We start from the raw sequence: 15,634 nt of genomic DNA, 5'->3' as shown, positions 1-15,634 counted from the left end.
ATCTGTCGCCGCTAGTCCCTGGGTCGATGCACCTTCGACGTGCTCCGCTGCTCACTATTCCTCGAGGTTACAATAGGAAGGATTCGCCTGTGTGACGGCAATGTCAACTCACGATTGCACAGCGGAGTTCCGTTCGGGCGATGATGTTTCGAACGGGAGTCATTCGCGGCGCGGATGCGCCGTGGCTGGATTCCTATGACAGGCACAGGAATGAGCGCGCCGAGGCCATGAGCGCGAGCACGCCTTGGCGCAAGAGATGACTGGGCCGCGGGAGCGAACGTCTCGGCAGTCCGTACCCCTACTTGCGGATGAGGCTGCCGAGCGGGCGCTTGAGCAGGCTTTCGCGCAGCGATTCCCCGCGGCGCGGCTCGCCGGCGGGCTTCGCGAAATCCGGATTCGGCTGTGCCTGGATTTCCCTTTCCGGCTTGCCGGAGAGGATCTGCTCGCGGATCTGGTTGAAGCGTTCGAGTTGCGGATTGACGGCCTCGAGCGGGCGCGGAAGCATATCGGGACGATAGGGCTCGAAGGGCGGCTCCTGAAAGCCCGCAGCTTCCGCCGGTTCGGCATCGGAGTTCGGCTCGCTCCAGCCGCCGTCGTCAGGGCCGGCCGGCTGGGCACTCTGCGCAGCCAGGTAGCTTTGCTGGAAGTTGGAGATGTCCGGTCCGTTCATGGCGCGCATGCGGCTGACGATCGAGCGGAGATCGACGGTGGGCGGGGCGTCCTCGTCGACCCGATCGGTGATGCCGTGGGCGCGGGGCAGGCGTGCCTCCTCGATCCTTGTGAAACGCATGCGCATCGGCACAGCTACGGCTTCGCCGAAGGCGATCGCCTCGCCGTTGCCGATCGAGGAGAGAAAGCTCGTGGTCGAAATCGACGAATTGGAGATGGCCGAGCGGATAATTTCCTGGTCCCGGTCGTTGGCGAGCCGCATGGCGAAGACGGTCGAGCATTGGGACAGGATCGTCGGATCAAGTTCGCCGGGGCGCTGGGTGATGATGCCGAGCGACACTCCGTATTTGCGCCCTTCCTTGGCGATGCGGGCGATTGCCTGGCGCGTCGGAAGGAAGCCGAGCGCCGGGTCGGCGGGCACGTAGCGGTGGGCCTCCTCGCAGACGACCAGCATATGGATGCCGCCATTGCTCCAGAGGCCTATTTCGAAAGCCATGCGGCAAAGCACCGAGGCGACCGAATTGACGACTTCCGAGGGAATGCCTGCGAGCTCGAAAGTGGCGATCGGCCGGCCTTCGCCGGGAATGCGGAAGATCCGGGCGATCGTATCCTGGATCGTGTCGGTGATGGTGTTCGAGGAGAACATGAAATGGTAACGCGGGTCGTTGATCGCGGACACGATCCTGACCTTGAGCGAGCGCAGGTGCGGCTTTTCATGGCGGCCTTCCAGCCGGCCGATCCGTTCGTCGATCATCGCCAGCAGGTCGGCGATGCGATAGGGCACGGGCGTATCCGCGGTGATAGAGCTCTTCTCGGTCTGGCGGCGCATCAGCCCGGATTCGCCGCCCTTGAAGGCCTTCTTCGCATCCGGAATGACGTCGCGCAGAATGTCGATTTCCTCCGGTACGGCCGGCCGGCCGCGGAAGATGACCTCGGCCAGTTCTTCCAGGCGGAAGAACCAGAAGGGCAGGTCGAGCGTATCCGTCTCGATGACCACCGCATGGTCCGGAAAGGCGGCGGCGAATTCGTTGTGCGGGTCGAGGATCAGGACGCGCAGCTTCGGATCGGCGGCGATCGCCTTGTTCAGGAGCAGCGTGACCGCGGTCGACTTGCCGACGCCGGTCGTGCCGACGATGGCGAAGTGCTTGGCGAGCATCGAGGGCACATGAATGGTGGCGTCGAGGCTTTCGTCCTGGGTCAGCTTGCCGATGACGCAACTGTCCAACTGTCCGGAATCATAGATGCGGGCGAGGTCGGTGGCGCGGATACGGTGGGCGATGGCGCCGAGATAGGGATATTGGCTGATGCCGGCGGAAAATTCCTCCCGCCCGTCCGGGCCGACATGGACCTCGCCCATCAGCTCGACTTCGATGCGGAAGGTATTGTCCGCCTCCTCGCCCCATTCATTGGAGGCGGTCTGCATGGATTGGACGAGGGCGACGACGCGGTTTCTCCCGACGGAGATCGAGATCAGCCGGCCGACCGACCAGAGCTCGGTGAGCGAGGTCTCGCCATGCTCGGCGACCGCAGCGATGGTCGCGCCCGAGCCGCCGCAGGCAACGACCCGGCCGAGGAAGCGGTTACCCGGCTTCATGCCGTCGCGGCGATCCTGCTCCCCGGCACGGCTCGCGGAATGAAGTTCATTGTTGAGCAACGCAGCACCTCGGCGAATAGCGCCGCAGGGTATCGAACGGAACTTAATAACTGGTTGCAGGGTGTGGTGTAGCTCGTGTTTTGCCTTGGTTCATGGATTACGATGATTGTCGATTGAATCAAACCCACGCATTGAGACGCCACGACAAGCTGGCCCGTGTTGCCGCCGATTTACGGGCCAGCGTCGACCGTATCAAATGGATTGGACCTCGCCACCGGCTTCGGTCCAGTCCTTGAAGGCTCCGAGATTGTATACCTTCTCGTATCCGAGATCCTTAAGGGTTTTGCCACTGAGTGCCGACCGGCCACCAGATGCGCAGTATAGGATGATCGGTCGATCCTTCGCGAAGGACTTGTCGTGGTATGGCGTTTCTGAATCCGCGCGGAACTCCAGCATGCCACGTGGGACATGGAGGGCGCCGCTTATCTTTCCAGTCGCCTGAAGTTCGGTGGTGTCGCGGACATCAACAATAAGGGCGTTCTGTTGGGCGGCCATTTTGCGGGCCTCCGCAGGCGTAATCTTTGGCACGGCTGCGTTCGCGGCAGCCATCAGCTCTTTCACGCTTGTCGCCATTTTTTATCTCCCCTAATGGACATTGCAACTCTAACACGCCGTCAAAGAGGAGGCGAATCGCACGGCCCTGGCGCCAAACGGCAAATTCCAGCGGTAAGCGAAGGCGTTGCGCTGCCAAATCGGCGTTGACGGGCCACGGATTTCTGTTTATCAAATCGCCCCATGAAAAATTTCGCGGTTATTCTTGTGGTGGGACGGCGCATGGGCAGGATGGTGTAACCATCCGGCGGTAGCCACCCATGCGCTGAACGAGGCTCCTGACGGGGCCTTTTTTTATGCCCCCAAACAAGCTATTCACCCAAACCTTGAAAAGGGACGGAAGCAGGCCAATGAGCGGAACTGAAAACCAGATGACAGGCGCGGAGATCGTTCTCCAGGCACTGAAAGACAATGGCGTCGAGCATATCTTCGGCTATCCGGGTGGCGCCGTGCTTCCGATCTATGACGAGATCTTTCAGCAGGAAGACATACAGCACATCCTCGTCCGCCATGAACAGGGCGCCGGCCATATGGCCGAAGGCTATGCCCGCTCCACCGGCAAGGTCGGCGTCATGCTCGTCACCTCCGGGCCGGGAGCGACCAACGCGGTTACGCCGCTGCAGGACGCGCTGATGGACTCGATCCCGCTCGTCTGCATCTCCGGCCAGGTCCCAACGGCGCTGATCGGCTCGGACGCTTTCCAGGAGTGCGACACGGTCGGTATCACGCGGCCCTGCACCAAGCACAATTGGCTGGTTAAGGACGTCAACGACCTCGCGCGCATCATCCATGAGGCCTTCCGCGTCGCGCAGTCCGGCCGTCCCGGCCCGGTCGTCGTCGATGTTCCGAAGGACATCCAGTTCGCGACCGGCACCTATACGCCGCCTTCCGCCGTTCCGACCCAAAAGAGCTATCAGCCGAAGACGCAGGGCGACTTGAAGAAGATCGAGGAAGCAGTCGCACTGATGAAGGCGGCGCGCCAGCCGGTCATCTATTCCGGCGGCGGCGTCGTCAATTCCGGACCGCAGGCTTCGCATTTCCTGCGCGAACTGGTCGAACTCACGGGCTTTCCGATCACCTCGACGCTGATGGGCCTCGGCGCCTATCCGGCCTCGGGCAAGAACTGGCTCGGCATGCTCGGCATGCACGGCACCTACGAGGCGAATATGGCGATGCATGACTGCGACGTCATGGTCTGCATCGGCGCACGCTTCGACGACCGCATCACCGGTCGGCTCAACGCCTTCTCGCCGAACTCGAAGAAGATCCACATCGATATCGACCCGTCCTCGATCAACAAGAACGTCCGCGCCGATGTTCCGATCCTTGGCGATGTCGCGACCGTTCTCGAAGACATGGTTCGCCTGTGGCGCGCGGCTGCAAAAACCGTCGACAAGACGCGTCTTGACGATTGGTGGGCCAATATTGCCAAATGGCGGGGCCGCAATTCGCTCGCCTATTTGCCGAGCGACGACGTCATCATGCCGCAATATGCGATCCAGCGGCTCTACGAACTTACCAGGGAGCGCGACACCTACATCACCACGGAGGTCGGCCAGCACCAGATGTGGGCGGCGCAGTTCTACGGTTTCGAGCAGCCGAACCGCTGGATGACCTCGGGCGGCCTCGGTACGATGGGCTACGGCTTCCCGGCCGCCATTGGCGTCCAGGTCGCGCATCCGGAGAGCCTGGTCATCGACATTGCCGGTGATGCCTCGATCCAGATGTGCATTCAGGAAATGTCCTGCGCGGTTCAACACGGTTTGCCGGTCAAGATCTTCATCCTGAACAACCAGTATATGGGCATGGTCCGGCAGTGGCAGCAGCTTCTCCACGGCAATCGCCTGTCGCATTCCTATACGGAAGCAATGCCGGATTTCGTCAAACTTGCCGAAGCCTATGGCGGCGTCGGCATCCGCTGCGAAAAGCCTGGCGAACTGGACGATGCGATCCGTCGGATGATCGACACGCCGGCGCCGGTCATCTTCGATTGCCGCGTTGCCAATCTCGCCAACTGCTTCCCGATGATCCCGTCCGGCAAGGCGCATAACGAAATGCTGTTGCCCGACGAAGCGACGGACGAGGCGGTCGCCAACGCGATCGATGCCAAGGGCCGCCAGCTCGTTTGATGAAAAGGTAGGAACAATAGAATGAGCGCACATCTTCAGCCGACCGGCTCCGCCTATTTCATCGCCAAGGAGACGGAGCTTGCGGAAACGCATACGCTCTCCGTTCTCGTCGACAACGAGCCGGGCGTGCTCGCCCGCGTCATCGGGCTCTTTTCCGGCCGCGGCTATAACATCGAGAGCCTGACGGTTTCCGAGACCGAGCATGAGGCGCATCTGTCGCGCATCACCATCGTCACGCGTGGCACGCCGCATGTGCTCGAGCAGATCAAGAACCAGCTCGAACGGCTGGTGCCGGTGCATCGTGTCGTTGACCTTACGGTGCGCGCCGCAGGCCTCGGCCATGACCGGCCGATCGAGCGCGAACTGGCGCTCGTCAAGGTGCATGGCTCCGGCGATCACCGGGTGGAGGCATTGCGGTTGGCGGATGCGTTCCGTGCTGCGGTGATCGACGCCAATATCGAGCACTTCGTCTTCGAGATCACCGGCAAGCCCTCTAAGATCGAGCAGTTCATCGCCATCATGAAGCCGCTCGGATTGATCGAGGTCTGCCGCACCGGCATCGCCGCGATGAACCGTGGCCCGCAGGGGATGTGAACGGGTGGGTAGCTGACCGGGGAGGTGGGCGTTTACTCTCACCCTATAGCGCCGTGCGTCTCTTCAGACGCACAAAGGTCGCTGTAGCACTTTGAATTGCCGCATGTTTTTTCCTTAAATCGGCTCCGATTTAAGGAAACATGCAGTAGCGCCCCGTGTGCGGGAGAAGGTGCCGGCAGGCGGATGAGCGCCCTGATACGGCAGCGTTTCCGTTCTAGAGCGCCGTGCGTTCAAGTGAACGCACAAAGGACGCTCTAGCACTCTAGATTCTAGAGCATCTTGTCCGCTTCCAGCGGTTCCGCTTGAAAGCGGGATGCTCTAGATAACCTCCAGCCGAGTCTTGCGTCGAGGCGGCGGGAAGAGGCGGTCGAGTTCGGCCAAATTTTCCGCCGTCAGATGGATGTCCATGGCGTCGCGGTTTTCCCGGGCGCGCTCGGCGGAGCCGGTCTTCGGAATGGAAATGACACCCGACCGGCTCTTGAGGAAGGCAAGCGCTATCTGCGCAGGCGTTGCCTGATGCGCCTTGGCGATGTGAATCAGGTCGGCATTGTGGAGCAGACGGCCCTCGTCGAGAGGCGAATAGGCCATAATCGGCATGCCGCGGTCGCGGCACCAGGGCAGAAGGTCATATTCGATGCCGCGGCGGGCAAGATTATAAAGTACCTGGTTGGTCGCGGCGTTTCCGCCGTCCGCCACCGTTTCCAGTTCCTCCATGTCATCGACATCGAAGTTCGAGACGCCCCAGGCGCGGATCTTGCCGGCCTTTTTTAACTCCTCGAAGGCGGCGACGGTGTCGGCAAGCGGATAACCGCCGCGCCAGTGCAGGAGGTAGAGATCGAGATCGTCGGTGCCGAGATTTTTGAGACTGCGCTCGCAGGCGGCGATGGTGCCTGAACGGCTGGCGTTGGAGGGGAGCACTTTGCTGACGACGAAGGCCTCATCGCGGCGGCCCTTGATCGCTTCTCCGACGATACGCTCGGAAGCGCCGCTGCCGTACATTTCCGCAGTATCGATCAGGGTCATGCCGAGGTCGAGGCCGGACTGCAGGCTGCGGACTTCCTCCGCCGCCTTCGTCCGGTTTTCGCCCATCCGCCAGGTGCCCTGGCCGAGCGCGGGAATCTTGCGTCCGTCCGGAAAGGTGATGGTCGGGATCTGGTCATGCATTGGGATTGGTCCTGCGGTTGATCGATATTCAAAGATTTAAAATTTCCTCGCAAAATGTCCATTGCGCGGAAGAGGGCGGACCTCTGCTGCGCGTGAGTTCCTCCGATCGCCTCGTCAGATACCCAAGGGGAAAAAGAAAAATAGATGATGCCTTGTAAGAACCACAATCCTGGACTAAATAGGGGTTTATCGATATTGATCGACGATATTTGTTTCTGCGCTTCGGCGCATCGTCACGAAAATCCTGACAAAATCGGTTGTAATACATCGTGGAAACGCGGTGTTGTTTTTCCATGAGCGATTGAAAGGATATCAGTGTGGCTTCTGGAACGGTAAAATGGTTCAATAGCACCAAGGGCTTCGGCTTTATCCAGCCGGACGACGGCACGAATGACGTGTTCGTCCATATCTCGGCGGTTGAGCGCGCCGGCCTGTCCACACTCAAGGACGGCCAGAAGGTAAGCTACGAGGTCACCCAGGACCGCCGCTCGGGCAAGACGTCCGCGGAAAACCTGCGCGCGCTCTGAGCGTAATGCTCAAGCTCGTATGCAACGAGATTGTCATCTCCCAGCCTTTGACCACGGATGTACTGGCACTGGCAGGTTGAGGTGATGAGGAAGGTCGGGTTCGCCCGGCCTTTTTTATTTTGCGCTTCGGCCGATGGTTACAACGCCGTGCGTCCTCCAAGACGCACAAAAGTCGCCGTAACGCTTTGAATTGCTGTATGATTCATCCTTAGATCAGTTCCGATTTTAGGAACCATGCAGTAGGGTTTTTCGCGCTCCTAACTGGCGCGCGCTGCAGGAAAGGAGAACTCGGCATGCGGGATACTGGAGGCAATCGCCTGTTCAAGCCTGAAAAGAAGAATCCGACTGATCGCGCCGACCAGGCGACGCTGGCGTCGCGCGCGATCATCGAACAGGAGGCGGCCGCGCGCTTGAAAAAGACCGCACGTCTCAAACAGTTGAGGCTGGAAAAGGAAGCTGCCGAGGCGGCAAACGCCGAGGCTGCGCCGGAAAAGAAGAAGGCTGCCCGAAAGCGCAAATGACTACACCGCAGTGAGTCTTTTCAGACGCATAAAGTCGCTGTAGCACTTTGACTTGCGGCATGGTTTTGTCCCAATCGGTTCCGATTTAAAAAACCATGCAGTGGGGTGCCGCCCCATCACCCTCATTCCTGTGCTCGTCACAGGAATCCAGCCACGGCGCGTCTGCGTCGTGAATGACTGGTCGACATACCTCAAGTACGCTGCTGCCGTTCTCCAGGTCGCCGTCCGGAATGCGCCTCGGGAAAGCCCTCGCGAATATTGGCCATGTTCGTCTTCTGGGAGCTGCGGGTCTACTGCATGGTTCGGAACCGATTTTGAGGAAACCATGCAGCAATTCACATTGTTACGGTGACCTACAGCGCCGCGCGTCTTATCAGACGCGCAAAGGACGCTGTAGCGCCTTGAATTGCTGCATGTTTTTATCCTTAAATCGGCTACGATTTAAGGAAACATGCAGTAGATCCCGCCGAGGCGCCCGCTGCCAAACTCGTTTTGTCACCATGACAAGAATTGGCTGGTCATCGGATATGGGTCAGCTACGTTGACCTATCTGTCCTGCCACACCGTGTGTCTTTTCAGACGCACAAAGGTCGCTGTAGCATAGGACAAAAAGAAACTTATCGCGCTCCGCATCCGGCGGCGCGGCTTTCGGAGGAATCCATGCAACTGGATACGCTTTCGGCGCTGTTCCTGTTTGCCTTCACGACCTCAATCACGCCGGGGCCGAATAATATGATGCTTTTCGCCTCCGGCGTGAATTTCGGCTTCGTGCGCACCATCCCGCACATGCTCGGCATCGGCGGCGGTTTCTTCGTTCTTCTCATTGCCGTCGGTCTCGGGCTCGGCGCGCTGCTTCACTCCGTGCCGCTCATCTACACGACGCTGAAATTTGCCGGCGGTGCCTATCTCGTCTGGATCGCCTGGAAGATCGGCACCTCGCGCTCGCTCGCCGAAGGCAGAGCGAGCGCTGCGCCGATGACGTTTCTGCAGGCGGCTGCATTCCAATGGGTCAACCCGAAAGCTTGGGTGATGGCGGTTTCGGCCATGGCCACCTACACGAGCAGCGACAGCTATCTGCTGAGTGTCCTTGTCGTCGGTCTTGTCTTCGCGCTCGTCAACCTGCCGAGCGTCTCCACCTGGGCGGGCTTCGGCTCGGCTCTCAGGCTGTGGCTCTCAGAGCCTTCACGGCTCAAATGGTTCAACATCACCATGGCGGTGCTGCTCGTCGTCAGCCTCTGGCCGATGCTCAAGTAAGCGGCGCGGCATGGTCGAAAAGACGCAATAGCGCTTTACAGCGCCGTGCGTCTTTTCAGACGCACAAAGGTCGCTGTAGCACTTTGAATTGCTGCATGTTTTTATCCTTAAATCGGCTACGATTTAAGGATACATGCAGTAGTGCTTAAGAATGGTCGCCTTTCCGGCAGAGGAGCCACGGAATGTCAGAGCATCATCATGGCCATGGCGAAGGTCACGATCATCACCATCACGACAACCACTTCACCGATATGGAAGCGCGAGTGAAGGCGCTGGAGACGGTGCTGACGGAAAAGGGGCTGATCGATCCGGCGGCGATCGACGCGATCGTCGAGACCTACGAGACGAAGGTGGGCCCAAGGAACGGCGCGCGCGTCGTTGCCAAGGCCTGGAGCGATCCGGAGTTCGCCGACTGGCTGAAGCGCGACGCGACCGCGGCGATCGCAAGCCTCGGCTTCACCGGGCGGCAGGGCGAGCACATGCGAGCGGTGTTCAACACGCCCGATACGCATAACCTCATCGTCTGCACGCTGTGCTCCTGCTATCCCTGGGCGGTGCTCGGCCTGCCGCCGGTCTGGTACAAGGCGCCGGCTTACCGCTCGCGCGCCGTCATCGATCCGCGCGGCGTGCTTGCCGAGTTCGGGCTCGAGCTGCCGGCCGAGAAGAAGATCCGCGTGTGGGATTCAACGGCGGAGCTGCGCTATCTCGTCGTGCCGGAGCGGCCTGAAGGCACGGACGGTTTCGACGAGAACGCTCTTGCCAATCTCGTTACCCGCGACGCGATGATCGGCACCGGGCTTGCTCTCTCGCCGGTGGGCGCACGATGAACGGGCCGCATGATCTCGGCGGCCAGCACGGCCTTGGGCCGGTCGCGCCGGAAAAGGACGAGCCCTGTTTCCACGCCGAATGGGAGAAGCGGGCGCTCGGTATCACGCTCTCTTGCGGCGCCTTCGGTGCCTGGACGATCGACGAGAGCCGGCATGCGCGCGAAACCCTGCCGCCGGCGACCTATCTTGCGGCAAGCTACTATGAGATCTGGATCCGGGCGCTGGAAAAGCTTCTGAAGCGGCACGGCTTCGTGACGCAAGCCGAGCTCGACGGCGGCCAGATGCTCGAAAAAGGGCGTGAGCCGAAGCGCGTGCTCAAGGCCGATATGGTGGCGGGCGCGCTTGCAAGAGGCGGGCCTTGCGACCGGGCGGTCGACGCGCCGCCGCGTTTTGTCGCCGGCGAAACCGTCCGCACCAGGAATTTCCATCCGGAAACCCATACGCGCCTGCCGCGCTATGCGCGCGCCAAGGTGGGCGTGGTGGAAGCGGTGCAGGGCAGCTTCGTCTTTCCGGACGATAACGCTCACGGTGAGGGCGAGAATCCGCAATGGCTCTATACGGTGGTGTTTAGCGCCAGCGAGATCTGGGGCGAGAGTGCGGATCCGACACTGACCGTCTCGATCGATGCCTGGGAGAGCTATCTTGAGCGCGTCTAAGACGAGATCGCCGCTTGTCGCGTCGGCCGACCTGCCGAAATCGCCGGAACGCGATCCCGTCTTTGCCGAACCCTGGCAGGCGGCCGCCTTCGCGATGACGGTCCGGCTCCATGAGCAGGGCGTGTTTTCCTGGAGCGAATGGGCCGAAGCGCTTTCGGCCGAACTCTACAAGCCCGGCCGCAAGGCGGACGGCAGCGACTATTACGACTGCTGGCTGGCGGCACTCAGCCGCCTGGTGACGGAGCTTTCCATCACCTCCGGGCCGGCGCTCGAAGCGCTCACCCAAAGCTGGCAGCGCGCAGCGGAGGCCACGCCCCACGGCAAGCCGATCGTCATCGAGAACGATCCGATGCGGTGAGGGAGGGGACGGTGGCACACGCCTACGAGGCTGTCGGCCCCTCGAATTGGCGGTAGCATTCGTTGGCGATCTTCTGCAGCAGGTCACGCGGCACCTCGCCGGTGACGGCATAGCCGAGTTCCTCATCGATCCAGTAGAAGGTCTCGATGCCGCTACGACTGTCGACGCGGAAGCTCGTCTCGCGGTTTCCCGGGTTGCGGCCGAGGAGCACGGTCAGGCGCTGGCCGCTCTCGTCCTGATACATCAGCATGGCGCCGGCCTTGCCGCTGACCGGCACCAGCCTGCCGCCGACGAGCGAGAAGCCGAGCCGGGAGAGATCGGGGATCTTAAATGCATAGTCGAGCCGCTTGCCGAGCCAGGTTGCCAGATGCGCCTGCTGGTCGGCGCCGACTTCGACCGGGTGGCGCACCTCGCTTGCGTAGACGAGGAAGGCCGATTGCGCCTGGCGGGGCAGGGAGTCGCTGGCGCCGTCTGCCACGACGGCAGGTTCCGGCGCGACGAGGCGCGGCCCGTAGAAGCCGGCAAGAGCGCCTGCAGCAAAGATCAGAAGGCCGGCGACAATACGGCGAAGCATGAGGGAGGAGGGCGCGGCGCCTGCGACCGTCGCCCGGCGTGCCGAAATCAGCGAGCGATCGCCCTCGTCGCTGCGGGCATAGGGCGCAAAGTGCTGCTTCAGCGCCGCCGTCTGCGCCTGCCACTGACGCACCTCCTCCGCCCGGGCCGGATGCCTCTCCAGCCAGGCTTCGATGCGCCCCCGTTCCGGCTGGCTCAGATGGCCATCGACATAGGCGTGGAGCTCATCTTCGGAGACGGTGTTGAATTCATCCGTCATTTCGGTCTCCGCAACGCGATTACATTGTCATCCTTCATCGCTTCGGCAAGCTGGCGACGCGCCCGCGACAGGCGCGACATCACCGTGCCGATCGGGATCGCCATCATCTCGGCCACGTCCTGATAGCGGTAGCCCTCGATCACCACGAGCATCAGCACAGCGCGATTGTCGGCCGAAAGCCTTGCAAGCGCTCGCTCGAGGCGCAGCCGCTCCAACGGGTCCGTGTCCGCTTCCTCGGCAACGAGACCGAGTGCATCGTCGAACTCCACTTCAGGGTGCTGCGCGCTGTGGCGGTGGCGGTTGCGATAGAGATTGATCATGATGGTGAAGGCCCAGGCGCGCAGGTTCACTCCGCGCCATTGCGCGCGGCGCGCCAGCACCTTCTCGACGCAATCCTGCAGCAGATCCTCGCCGTCGGGATCGGAGCGCACGAGGCTGCGCGAGTAGCGCCGCAGCGCCGGCACCAGGGCCAGGACGTCTTCTTCAAAAGCATCGGGCGCGGGCGCCTCAGCCCCCGCGCTCATGTCCGGACCGTTACGGCCGTGCGACATCCCATTCGCCCTTCACACCGTCACCGGTAATGTCGCCCATCTTCTTGTCCTTCACCCAGAAATAAAGCGGCATGCCGTCCTTTGCCCATTGTTTGCTGCCGTCCTTTCGCTCGACGATCGAATAGGCGCCTTCGGCGGTAGCATTGCCTTCGACCATGAAGGGCGGCCAGTTCTTTGCGCAGGCATCATAGCAGCTGGAAACGCCCTTCTGGTCGTCCCTGTAGGTGTAAAGCGTCATGCCGTTCGCGGCGGCGAGAACGGGGCCTTTTTCGCTCTCGACGGTCTTGACCGGCGGCGCGGCGAACGCCGTGGCCGTTGCGGCAAAGGAGACGGCAATGGCTAATGGAAGCATTCTCATGGGACATTCCTCCTCAGGATTTCAGCGTCTTCGGATGAGACACGGGAGGGGGAGGATTTATTCCCCGCCCCGCTCGTGCTGGTTGCGGCAGGAACGAGGGCGCCGACTTCGCTTACTGCATGTTTCCTTAAATCGCAGCCGGATTTAAGGATAAAAACATGCAGCAATTCAAAGTGCTACAGCGAACTTTGTGCGTCTGAAAAGACGCACGGCGCTGTAGGATTCTTCGATCGTTTGTGTGCTGCGCAGTTCATTCACGGGCGGACGCGCCGCGGGAACGCCGATCTTCCAGGGTTAGGGTGGAATGGCCTTAAACTCGGTCGGCGACGAAACGGGCGAGCGCCGGGCCGATCAGGGTAATGATCAGCAGCCGGGCGGTCTGCAGCGCCATGACGAAGGAGAGGTCGACATTGCTGGAGGCGGCGATGACGGCGATCGAGTCGAGGCCGCCGGGGCTGGTGGCGAGATAGGCTGTCAGCGGATCGATGCCGGCCGCCTTGATCAGGAGCAGCGCCAGGAGCCCGGAAAAGGACATCAGCACGAGAATTGAGATCACCGTCGGCACCAGCGCGCGGCGCGCATGCGTCAGGATCGTTCGTGTAAAGCCGAGGCCGATATTCCAGCCAAGCATGGCGAAGGAAAGCGCCAGTAGCCATTGCGGCAGTTCGATCGTCAGCGCGCCGGTGATATTGAGCGCCGAGCCGATGGCAAAGGGTACGAGGAAGGCGCCGGCGGGCACGCGCAGCACCTTGCCGAGGAAGCCACCGAGGATGCCGACCGCGAGCGTCGCCAGGAAGGGAAGGCCGGCGATCGGCGCAAACCAGCGGGTCGGGGTCTCGGCCTCTGCGCCGCTTACCCAGAGATGAGCGATCATCGTCGCGGCGCTGGCGACGAAGACGACGCGCAGATATTGCATGAAGGCGACGAGCCGCGCATCGGCGCCGTAGGCATCGGCCATCAAGAGCATGGTGGAGGCGGCGCCGGCCGAGGAGCCCCAGATCGCGGTGGTGCCGGGCAGGATACGCATCCGGGTGATGATCCAGCCGCTAAGTGTGCTGACGCCGATGACGGAGAGAATGACGGCGAGGAAAAGCGGCCAGTTTCCGGAAAACGTCACGAGCAGGGCCGGGCTCATCGACGCCGCGATCATCATCGCCAGGACGAACTGCACGCAGAAGACCAATTGCCGCGGCAGCCGGATGGTGCCGCCGTTCATGCCAATCACCGCGCCGGCGAGCATCGGCCCCATCAGCAGGCCCGCAGGAATTCCCGCCGCTTCCAGGACGGCGGCGAAAACCACGGAGAGGGCGGCGAGCAGGCACCATTGCCACACCGGCGACAGGCGCCCCAAACCGGCATGCTCCAGCGGCGTCGGCGTTGCGGGCTGTTCCGGTTTCAAGGACATTCTCCCGGGGCATTCTCCGGAGGCATTTTCCGGCAAGGAAGGCATGGCAGCATCGGCGCGCGTGCACACTGTATGCAGCCACAGTCTGGTTACCAGCACTGGCCGTGCCGGTTCAAGGTGCAGTGCAAAAAAATGATCGAGCTGCTTCGCCGAGAGAATGGACCTCAAGACACAGCGCTTGAGACCGATTGATGGCCTCGGAGCGGTAGAAGATTTTGCGCAACCGCTGTCGCTCGGAACAAAAATGGGCTTTGGGCCATGTATCCCGGGAGTGTTGCTTGAACAAGGAAATCCGGACTTGCGCGGCGCGCCCGAATCCTGACACTGCGGGTCATGCAATTCGCTCCGCAACAGGACGAGGCCCTGAGGGCCGTATCACGCTGGTTGAAGGAAGGCCGATCGCCGCTCTTCCGCCTGTTCGGCTACGCCGGAACGGGCAAGACGACGCTTGCCCGGCATTTCGCCGAGCATGTGGACGGCGAGGTGCTCTTTGCCGCCTTCACCGGCAAGGCGGCGCAGGTGCTGCGCTCCAAAGGAGCCAGCAACGCCAAGACGATCCATTCCTTGATCTATCGGCCGCGCGGCGAGGAGGAGGTTTCCGACGAGCAAACCGGCAAGACCTCGATCGCGCCGATGTTTTCGATCAATCGCCAGAGCCCGGTCGCCAAGGCGGCGCTAATCATCGTCGACGAATGCTCGATGGTGGACGAGGCGCTCGGCAAGGACCTGATGAGCTTCGGCACGCCGATCCTCGTGCTCGGCGACCCCGGCCAATTGCCGCCGGTTTCTGGTGGCGGCTATTTTACCAATCAGGAGCCGGACTATCTCCTGACCGATATCCATCGCCAGGCACGGGACAACCCGATCATCCAGCTCGCCATGCATGTGCGCGAGGGCAAGGAAATCATGCAGGGCGACTACGGCACGGCGCAGGTCATTTCCAAGAACGAGGTGACGCAGCCGCTGGTTCTGGAAGCCGATCAGGTGCTCGTCGGCACCAACCGGACGCGGCGGCGCTACAACCAGCGTCTGCGCGAGCTGAAAGGTTTTAGCAGCGAATATCCGCAGTCCGGCGACAAGCTCGTCTGCCTGCGCAACGATCCTGCCAAGGGGCTCCTGAACGGCTCGCTCTGGCAGGTGATGAGCTCGTCGAAAGAAACGGTGAAGCCGGGGATCAACCTGATGATCCGTCCGGAAGACGACGACATGGATCGCGGTGCGGCGAAGATCAAGCTGTTGAAGGCGGCCTTCGAGGATGTCGAGGGCGAAATCCCCTGGTCCACCCGCAAGCGCTACGACGAGTTCGACTATGGCTATGCGCTGACGGTACACAAGGCGCAGGGCTCGCAATGGAACAACGTCGTCCTCTTCGACGAGAGCTGGGCCTTCCGCGACACGCGCGAACGCTGGCTTTACACCGGCATCACCCGCGCGGCCGAGCGGCTGACAATCGTGCGGTGATCTTCGCGCCTAAAGCGTGTTCCTTAAATCGTAGCCGACTTAAGGATAAAAACGTGCAGAAATTCAAGGTGCTACAGCGTCCTTTGCGCGTCTGATAAGACGCGCGGCGCTCTAGTGGGCTG

General features: G+C 61.6%; 16 protein-coding genes. 9 read left to right on the top strand and 7 right to left on the bottom strand.

Annotated elements, in window-relative coordinates; translation table 11 throughout:
- Nucleotides 1–298: 298 nt before the first annotated feature.
- Both PYH37_RS22870 and PYH37_RS22865 read right to left on the bottom strand, forming a co-directional pair.
- Nucleotides 299–2,263, bottom strand: coding sequence for an ATP-binding protein (locus PYH37_RS22870; RefSeq protein WP_280736141.1), 1,965 nt, complete (start codon nucleotides 2,261–2,263; stop codon nucleotides 299–301).
- 252 nt (nucleotides 2,264–2,515) lie between these two features.
- Nucleotides 2,516–2,896, bottom strand: a complete 381-nt coding sequence (locus PYH37_RS22865; protein ID WP_280733704.1) for a rhodanese-like domain-containing protein — start codon at nucleotides 2,894–2,896, stop codon at nucleotides 2,516–2,518.
- Nucleotides 2,897–3,225: 329 nt separating this feature from the next.
- On the opposite strand from PYH37_RS22865, the gene PYH37_RS22860 reads away from it, so the two are divergent.
- Both PYH37_RS22860 and ilvN read left to right on the top strand, forming a co-directional pair.
- Complete coding sequence (locus tag PYH37_RS22860) at nucleotides 3,226–5,004, top strand: acetolactate synthase 3 large subunit (RefSeq protein ID WP_280733703.1); 1,779 nt, start codon at nucleotides 3,226–3,228, stop codon at nucleotides 5,002–5,004.
- A 21-nt stretch (nucleotides 5,005–5,025) separates the two neighbouring features.
- The gene (ilvN, locus tag PYH37_RS22855) at nucleotides 5,026–5,598 is read left to right on the top strand and encodes an acetolactate synthase small subunit (protein WP_280733701.1); all 573 of its coding nucleotides are present in this window, start codon (nucleotides 5,026–5,028) and stop codon (nucleotides 5,596–5,598) included.
- Nucleotides 5,599–5,916: 318 nt separating this feature from the next.
- Here ilvN and PYH37_RS22850 read toward each other — a convergent pair whose 3' ends face one another.
- A complete protein-coding gene (locus tag PYH37_RS22850; RefSeq protein ID WP_280733700.1) occupies nucleotides 5,917–6,762 on the bottom strand; it encodes an aldo/keto reductase in 846 nt (281 codons plus the stop codon).
- A 317-nt stretch (nucleotides 6,763–7,079) separates the two neighbouring features.
- Here PYH37_RS22850 and PYH37_RS22845 point away from each other — a divergent pair, with 317 nt between their 5' ends.
- From PYH37_RS22845 to PYH37_RS22820, 6 genes are all read left to right on the top strand, one after another.
- A complete protein-coding gene (locus tag PYH37_RS22845) occupies nucleotides 7,080–7,289 on the top strand; it encodes a cold-shock protein (RefSeq protein WP_280733699.1) in 210 nt (69 codons plus the stop codon).
- Between the two features lie 293 nt (nucleotides 7,290–7,582).
- The gene (locus PYH37_RS22840) at nucleotides 7,583–7,810 is read left to right on the top strand and encodes a hypothetical protein (protein WP_280733698.1); all 228 of its coding nucleotides are present in this window, start codon (nucleotides 7,583–7,585) and stop codon (nucleotides 7,808–7,810) included.
- Between the two features lie 660 nt (nucleotides 7,811–8,470).
- Nucleotides 8,471–9,064, top strand: a complete 594-nt coding sequence (locus PYH37_RS22835) for a LysE family translocator (protein ID WP_280733697.1) — start codon at nucleotides 8,471–8,473, stop codon at nucleotides 9,062–9,064.
- A gap of 182 nt (nucleotides 9,065–9,246) precedes the next feature.
- Nucleotides 9,247–9,891, top strand: a complete 645-nt coding sequence (gene nthA / locus PYH37_RS22830) for a nitrile hydratase subunit alpha (RefSeq protein ID WP_280733696.1) — start codon at nucleotides 9,247–9,249, stop codon at nucleotides 9,889–9,891.
- The gene (nthB, locus tag PYH37_RS22825) at nucleotides 9,888–10,547 is read left to right on the top strand and encodes a nitrile hydratase subunit beta (protein WP_280733695.1); all 660 of its coding nucleotides are present in this window, start codon (nucleotides 9,888–9,890) and stop codon (nucleotides 10,545–10,547) included. Before nthA ends, nthB begins: the two co-directional genes overlap by 4 nt.
- Nucleotides 10,516–10,905 carry a nitrile hydratase accessory protein gene (locus PYH37_RS22820; RefSeq protein WP_280733693.1) on the top strand — a complete coding sequence of 130 codons (390 nt, stop codon included), beginning with the start codon at nucleotides 10,516–10,518 and terminating at the stop codon, nucleotides 10,903–10,905. Before nthB ends, PYH37_RS22820 begins: the two co-directional genes overlap by 32 nt.
- A gap of 22 nt (nucleotides 10,906–10,927) precedes the next feature.
- On the opposite strand, the gene PYH37_RS22815 is transcribed toward PYH37_RS22820, so the two are convergent.
- From PYH37_RS22815 to PYH37_RS22800, 4 genes are all read right to left on the bottom strand, one after another.
- Entirely contained in the window at nucleotides 10,928–11,737 is an 810-nt protein-coding gene (locus tag PYH37_RS22815; RefSeq protein WP_280733692.1) for an anti-sigma factor family protein, read from the bottom strand.
- A complete protein-coding gene (locus PYH37_RS22810; RefSeq protein WP_280733691.1) occupies nucleotides 11,734–12,288 on the bottom strand; it encodes an RNA polymerase sigma factor in 555 nt (184 codons plus the stop codon). Before PYH37_RS22810 ends, PYH37_RS22815 begins: the two co-directional genes overlap by 4 nt.
- Nucleotides 12,272–12,646 (bottom strand): COG4315 family predicted lipoprotein, encoded by a 375-nt coding sequence (locus tag PYH37_RS22805; protein ID WP_280733689.1) that lies wholly within the window; start codon nucleotides 12,644–12,646, stop codon nucleotides 12,272–12,274. Before PYH37_RS22805 ends, PYH37_RS22810 begins: the two co-directional genes overlap by 17 nt.
- A gap of 310 nt (nucleotides 12,647–12,956) precedes the next feature.
- Nucleotides 12,957–14,045 (bottom strand): AbrB family transcriptional regulator, encoded by a 1,089-nt coding sequence (locus PYH37_RS22800; protein WP_280733687.1) that lies wholly within the window; start codon nucleotides 14,043–14,045, stop codon nucleotides 12,957–12,959.
- Between the two features lie 339 nt (nucleotides 14,046–14,384).
- On the opposite strand from PYH37_RS22800, the gene PYH37_RS22795 reads away from it, so the two are divergent.
- A complete protein-coding gene (locus PYH37_RS22795) occupies nucleotides 14,385–15,512 on the top strand; it encodes an ATP-dependent DNA helicase (protein WP_280733686.1) in 1,128 nt (375 codons plus the stop codon).
- Nucleotides 15,513–15,634 lie beyond the last annotated feature (122 nt).

The sequence above is a fragment of the Sinorhizobium numidicum genome, assembly GCF_029892045.1.
Classification (GTDB): Bacteria; Pseudomonadota; Alphaproteobacteria; order Rhizobiales; family Rhizobiaceae; genus Sinorhizobium; species Sinorhizobium numidicum.
The sequence above is the reverse complement of the archived record's forward strand: the minus strand, read 5'-3'. Positions and strand labels throughout refer to the sequence as shown.

Excerpts from the sequence above, each read along its gene's own strand:
- PYH37_RS22870 (WP_280736141.1), bottom strand. The coding sequence starts at position 2,263 with ATGAAGCCGGGTAACCGCTTCCTCGGCCGGGTCGTTGCCTGCGGCGGC.
- PYH37_RS22865 (WP_280733704.1), bottom strand. The coding sequence starts at position 2,896 with ATGGCGACAAGCGTGAAAGAGCTGATGGCTGCCGCGAACGCAGCCGTG.
- PYH37_RS22860 (WP_280733703.1), top strand. The coding sequence starts at position 3,226 with ATGAGCGGAACTGAAAACCAGATGACAGGCGCGGAGATCGTTCTCCAG.
- ilvN (WP_280733701.1), top strand. The coding sequence starts at position 5,026 with ATGAGCGCACATCTTCAGCCGACCGGCTCCGCCTATTTCATCGCCAAG.
- PYH37_RS22850 (WP_280733700.1), bottom strand. The coding sequence starts at position 6,762 with ATGCATGACCAGATCCCGACCATCACCTTTCCGGACGGACGCAAGATT.
- PYH37_RS22840 (WP_280733698.1), top strand. The coding sequence starts at position 7,583 with ATGCGGGATACTGGAGGCAATCGCCTGTTCAAGCCTGAAAAGAAGAAT.
- PYH37_RS22835 (WP_280733697.1), top strand. The coding sequence starts at position 8,471 with ATGCAACTGGATACGCTTTCGGCGCTGTTCCTGTTTGCCTTCACGACC.
- nthA (WP_280733696.1), top strand. The coding sequence starts at position 9,247 with ATGTCAGAGCATCATCATGGCCATGGCGAAGGTCACGATCATCACCAT.
- nthB (WP_280733695.1), top strand. The coding sequence starts at position 9,888 with ATGAACGGGCCGCATGATCTCGGCGGCCAGCACGGCCTTGGGCCGGTC.
- PYH37_RS22820 (WP_280733693.1), top strand. The coding sequence starts at position 10,516 with ATGCCTGGGAGAGCTATCTTGAGCGCGTCTAAGACGAGATCGCCGCTT.
- PYH37_RS22815 (WP_280733692.1), bottom strand. The coding sequence starts at position 11,737 with ATGACGGATGAATTCAACACCGTCTCCGAAGATGAGCTCCACGCCTAT.
- PYH37_RS22810 (WP_280733691.1), bottom strand. The coding sequence starts at position 12,288 with ATGTCGCACGGCCGTAACGGTCCGGACATGAGCGCGGGGGCTGAGGCG.
- PYH37_RS22805 (WP_280733689.1), bottom strand. The coding sequence starts at position 12,646 with ATGAGAATGCTTCCATTAGCCATTGCCGTCTCCTTTGCCGCAACGGCC.
- PYH37_RS22795 (WP_280733686.1), top strand. The coding sequence starts at position 14,385 with ATGCAATTCGCTCCGCAACAGGACGAGGCCCTGAGGGCCGTATCACGC.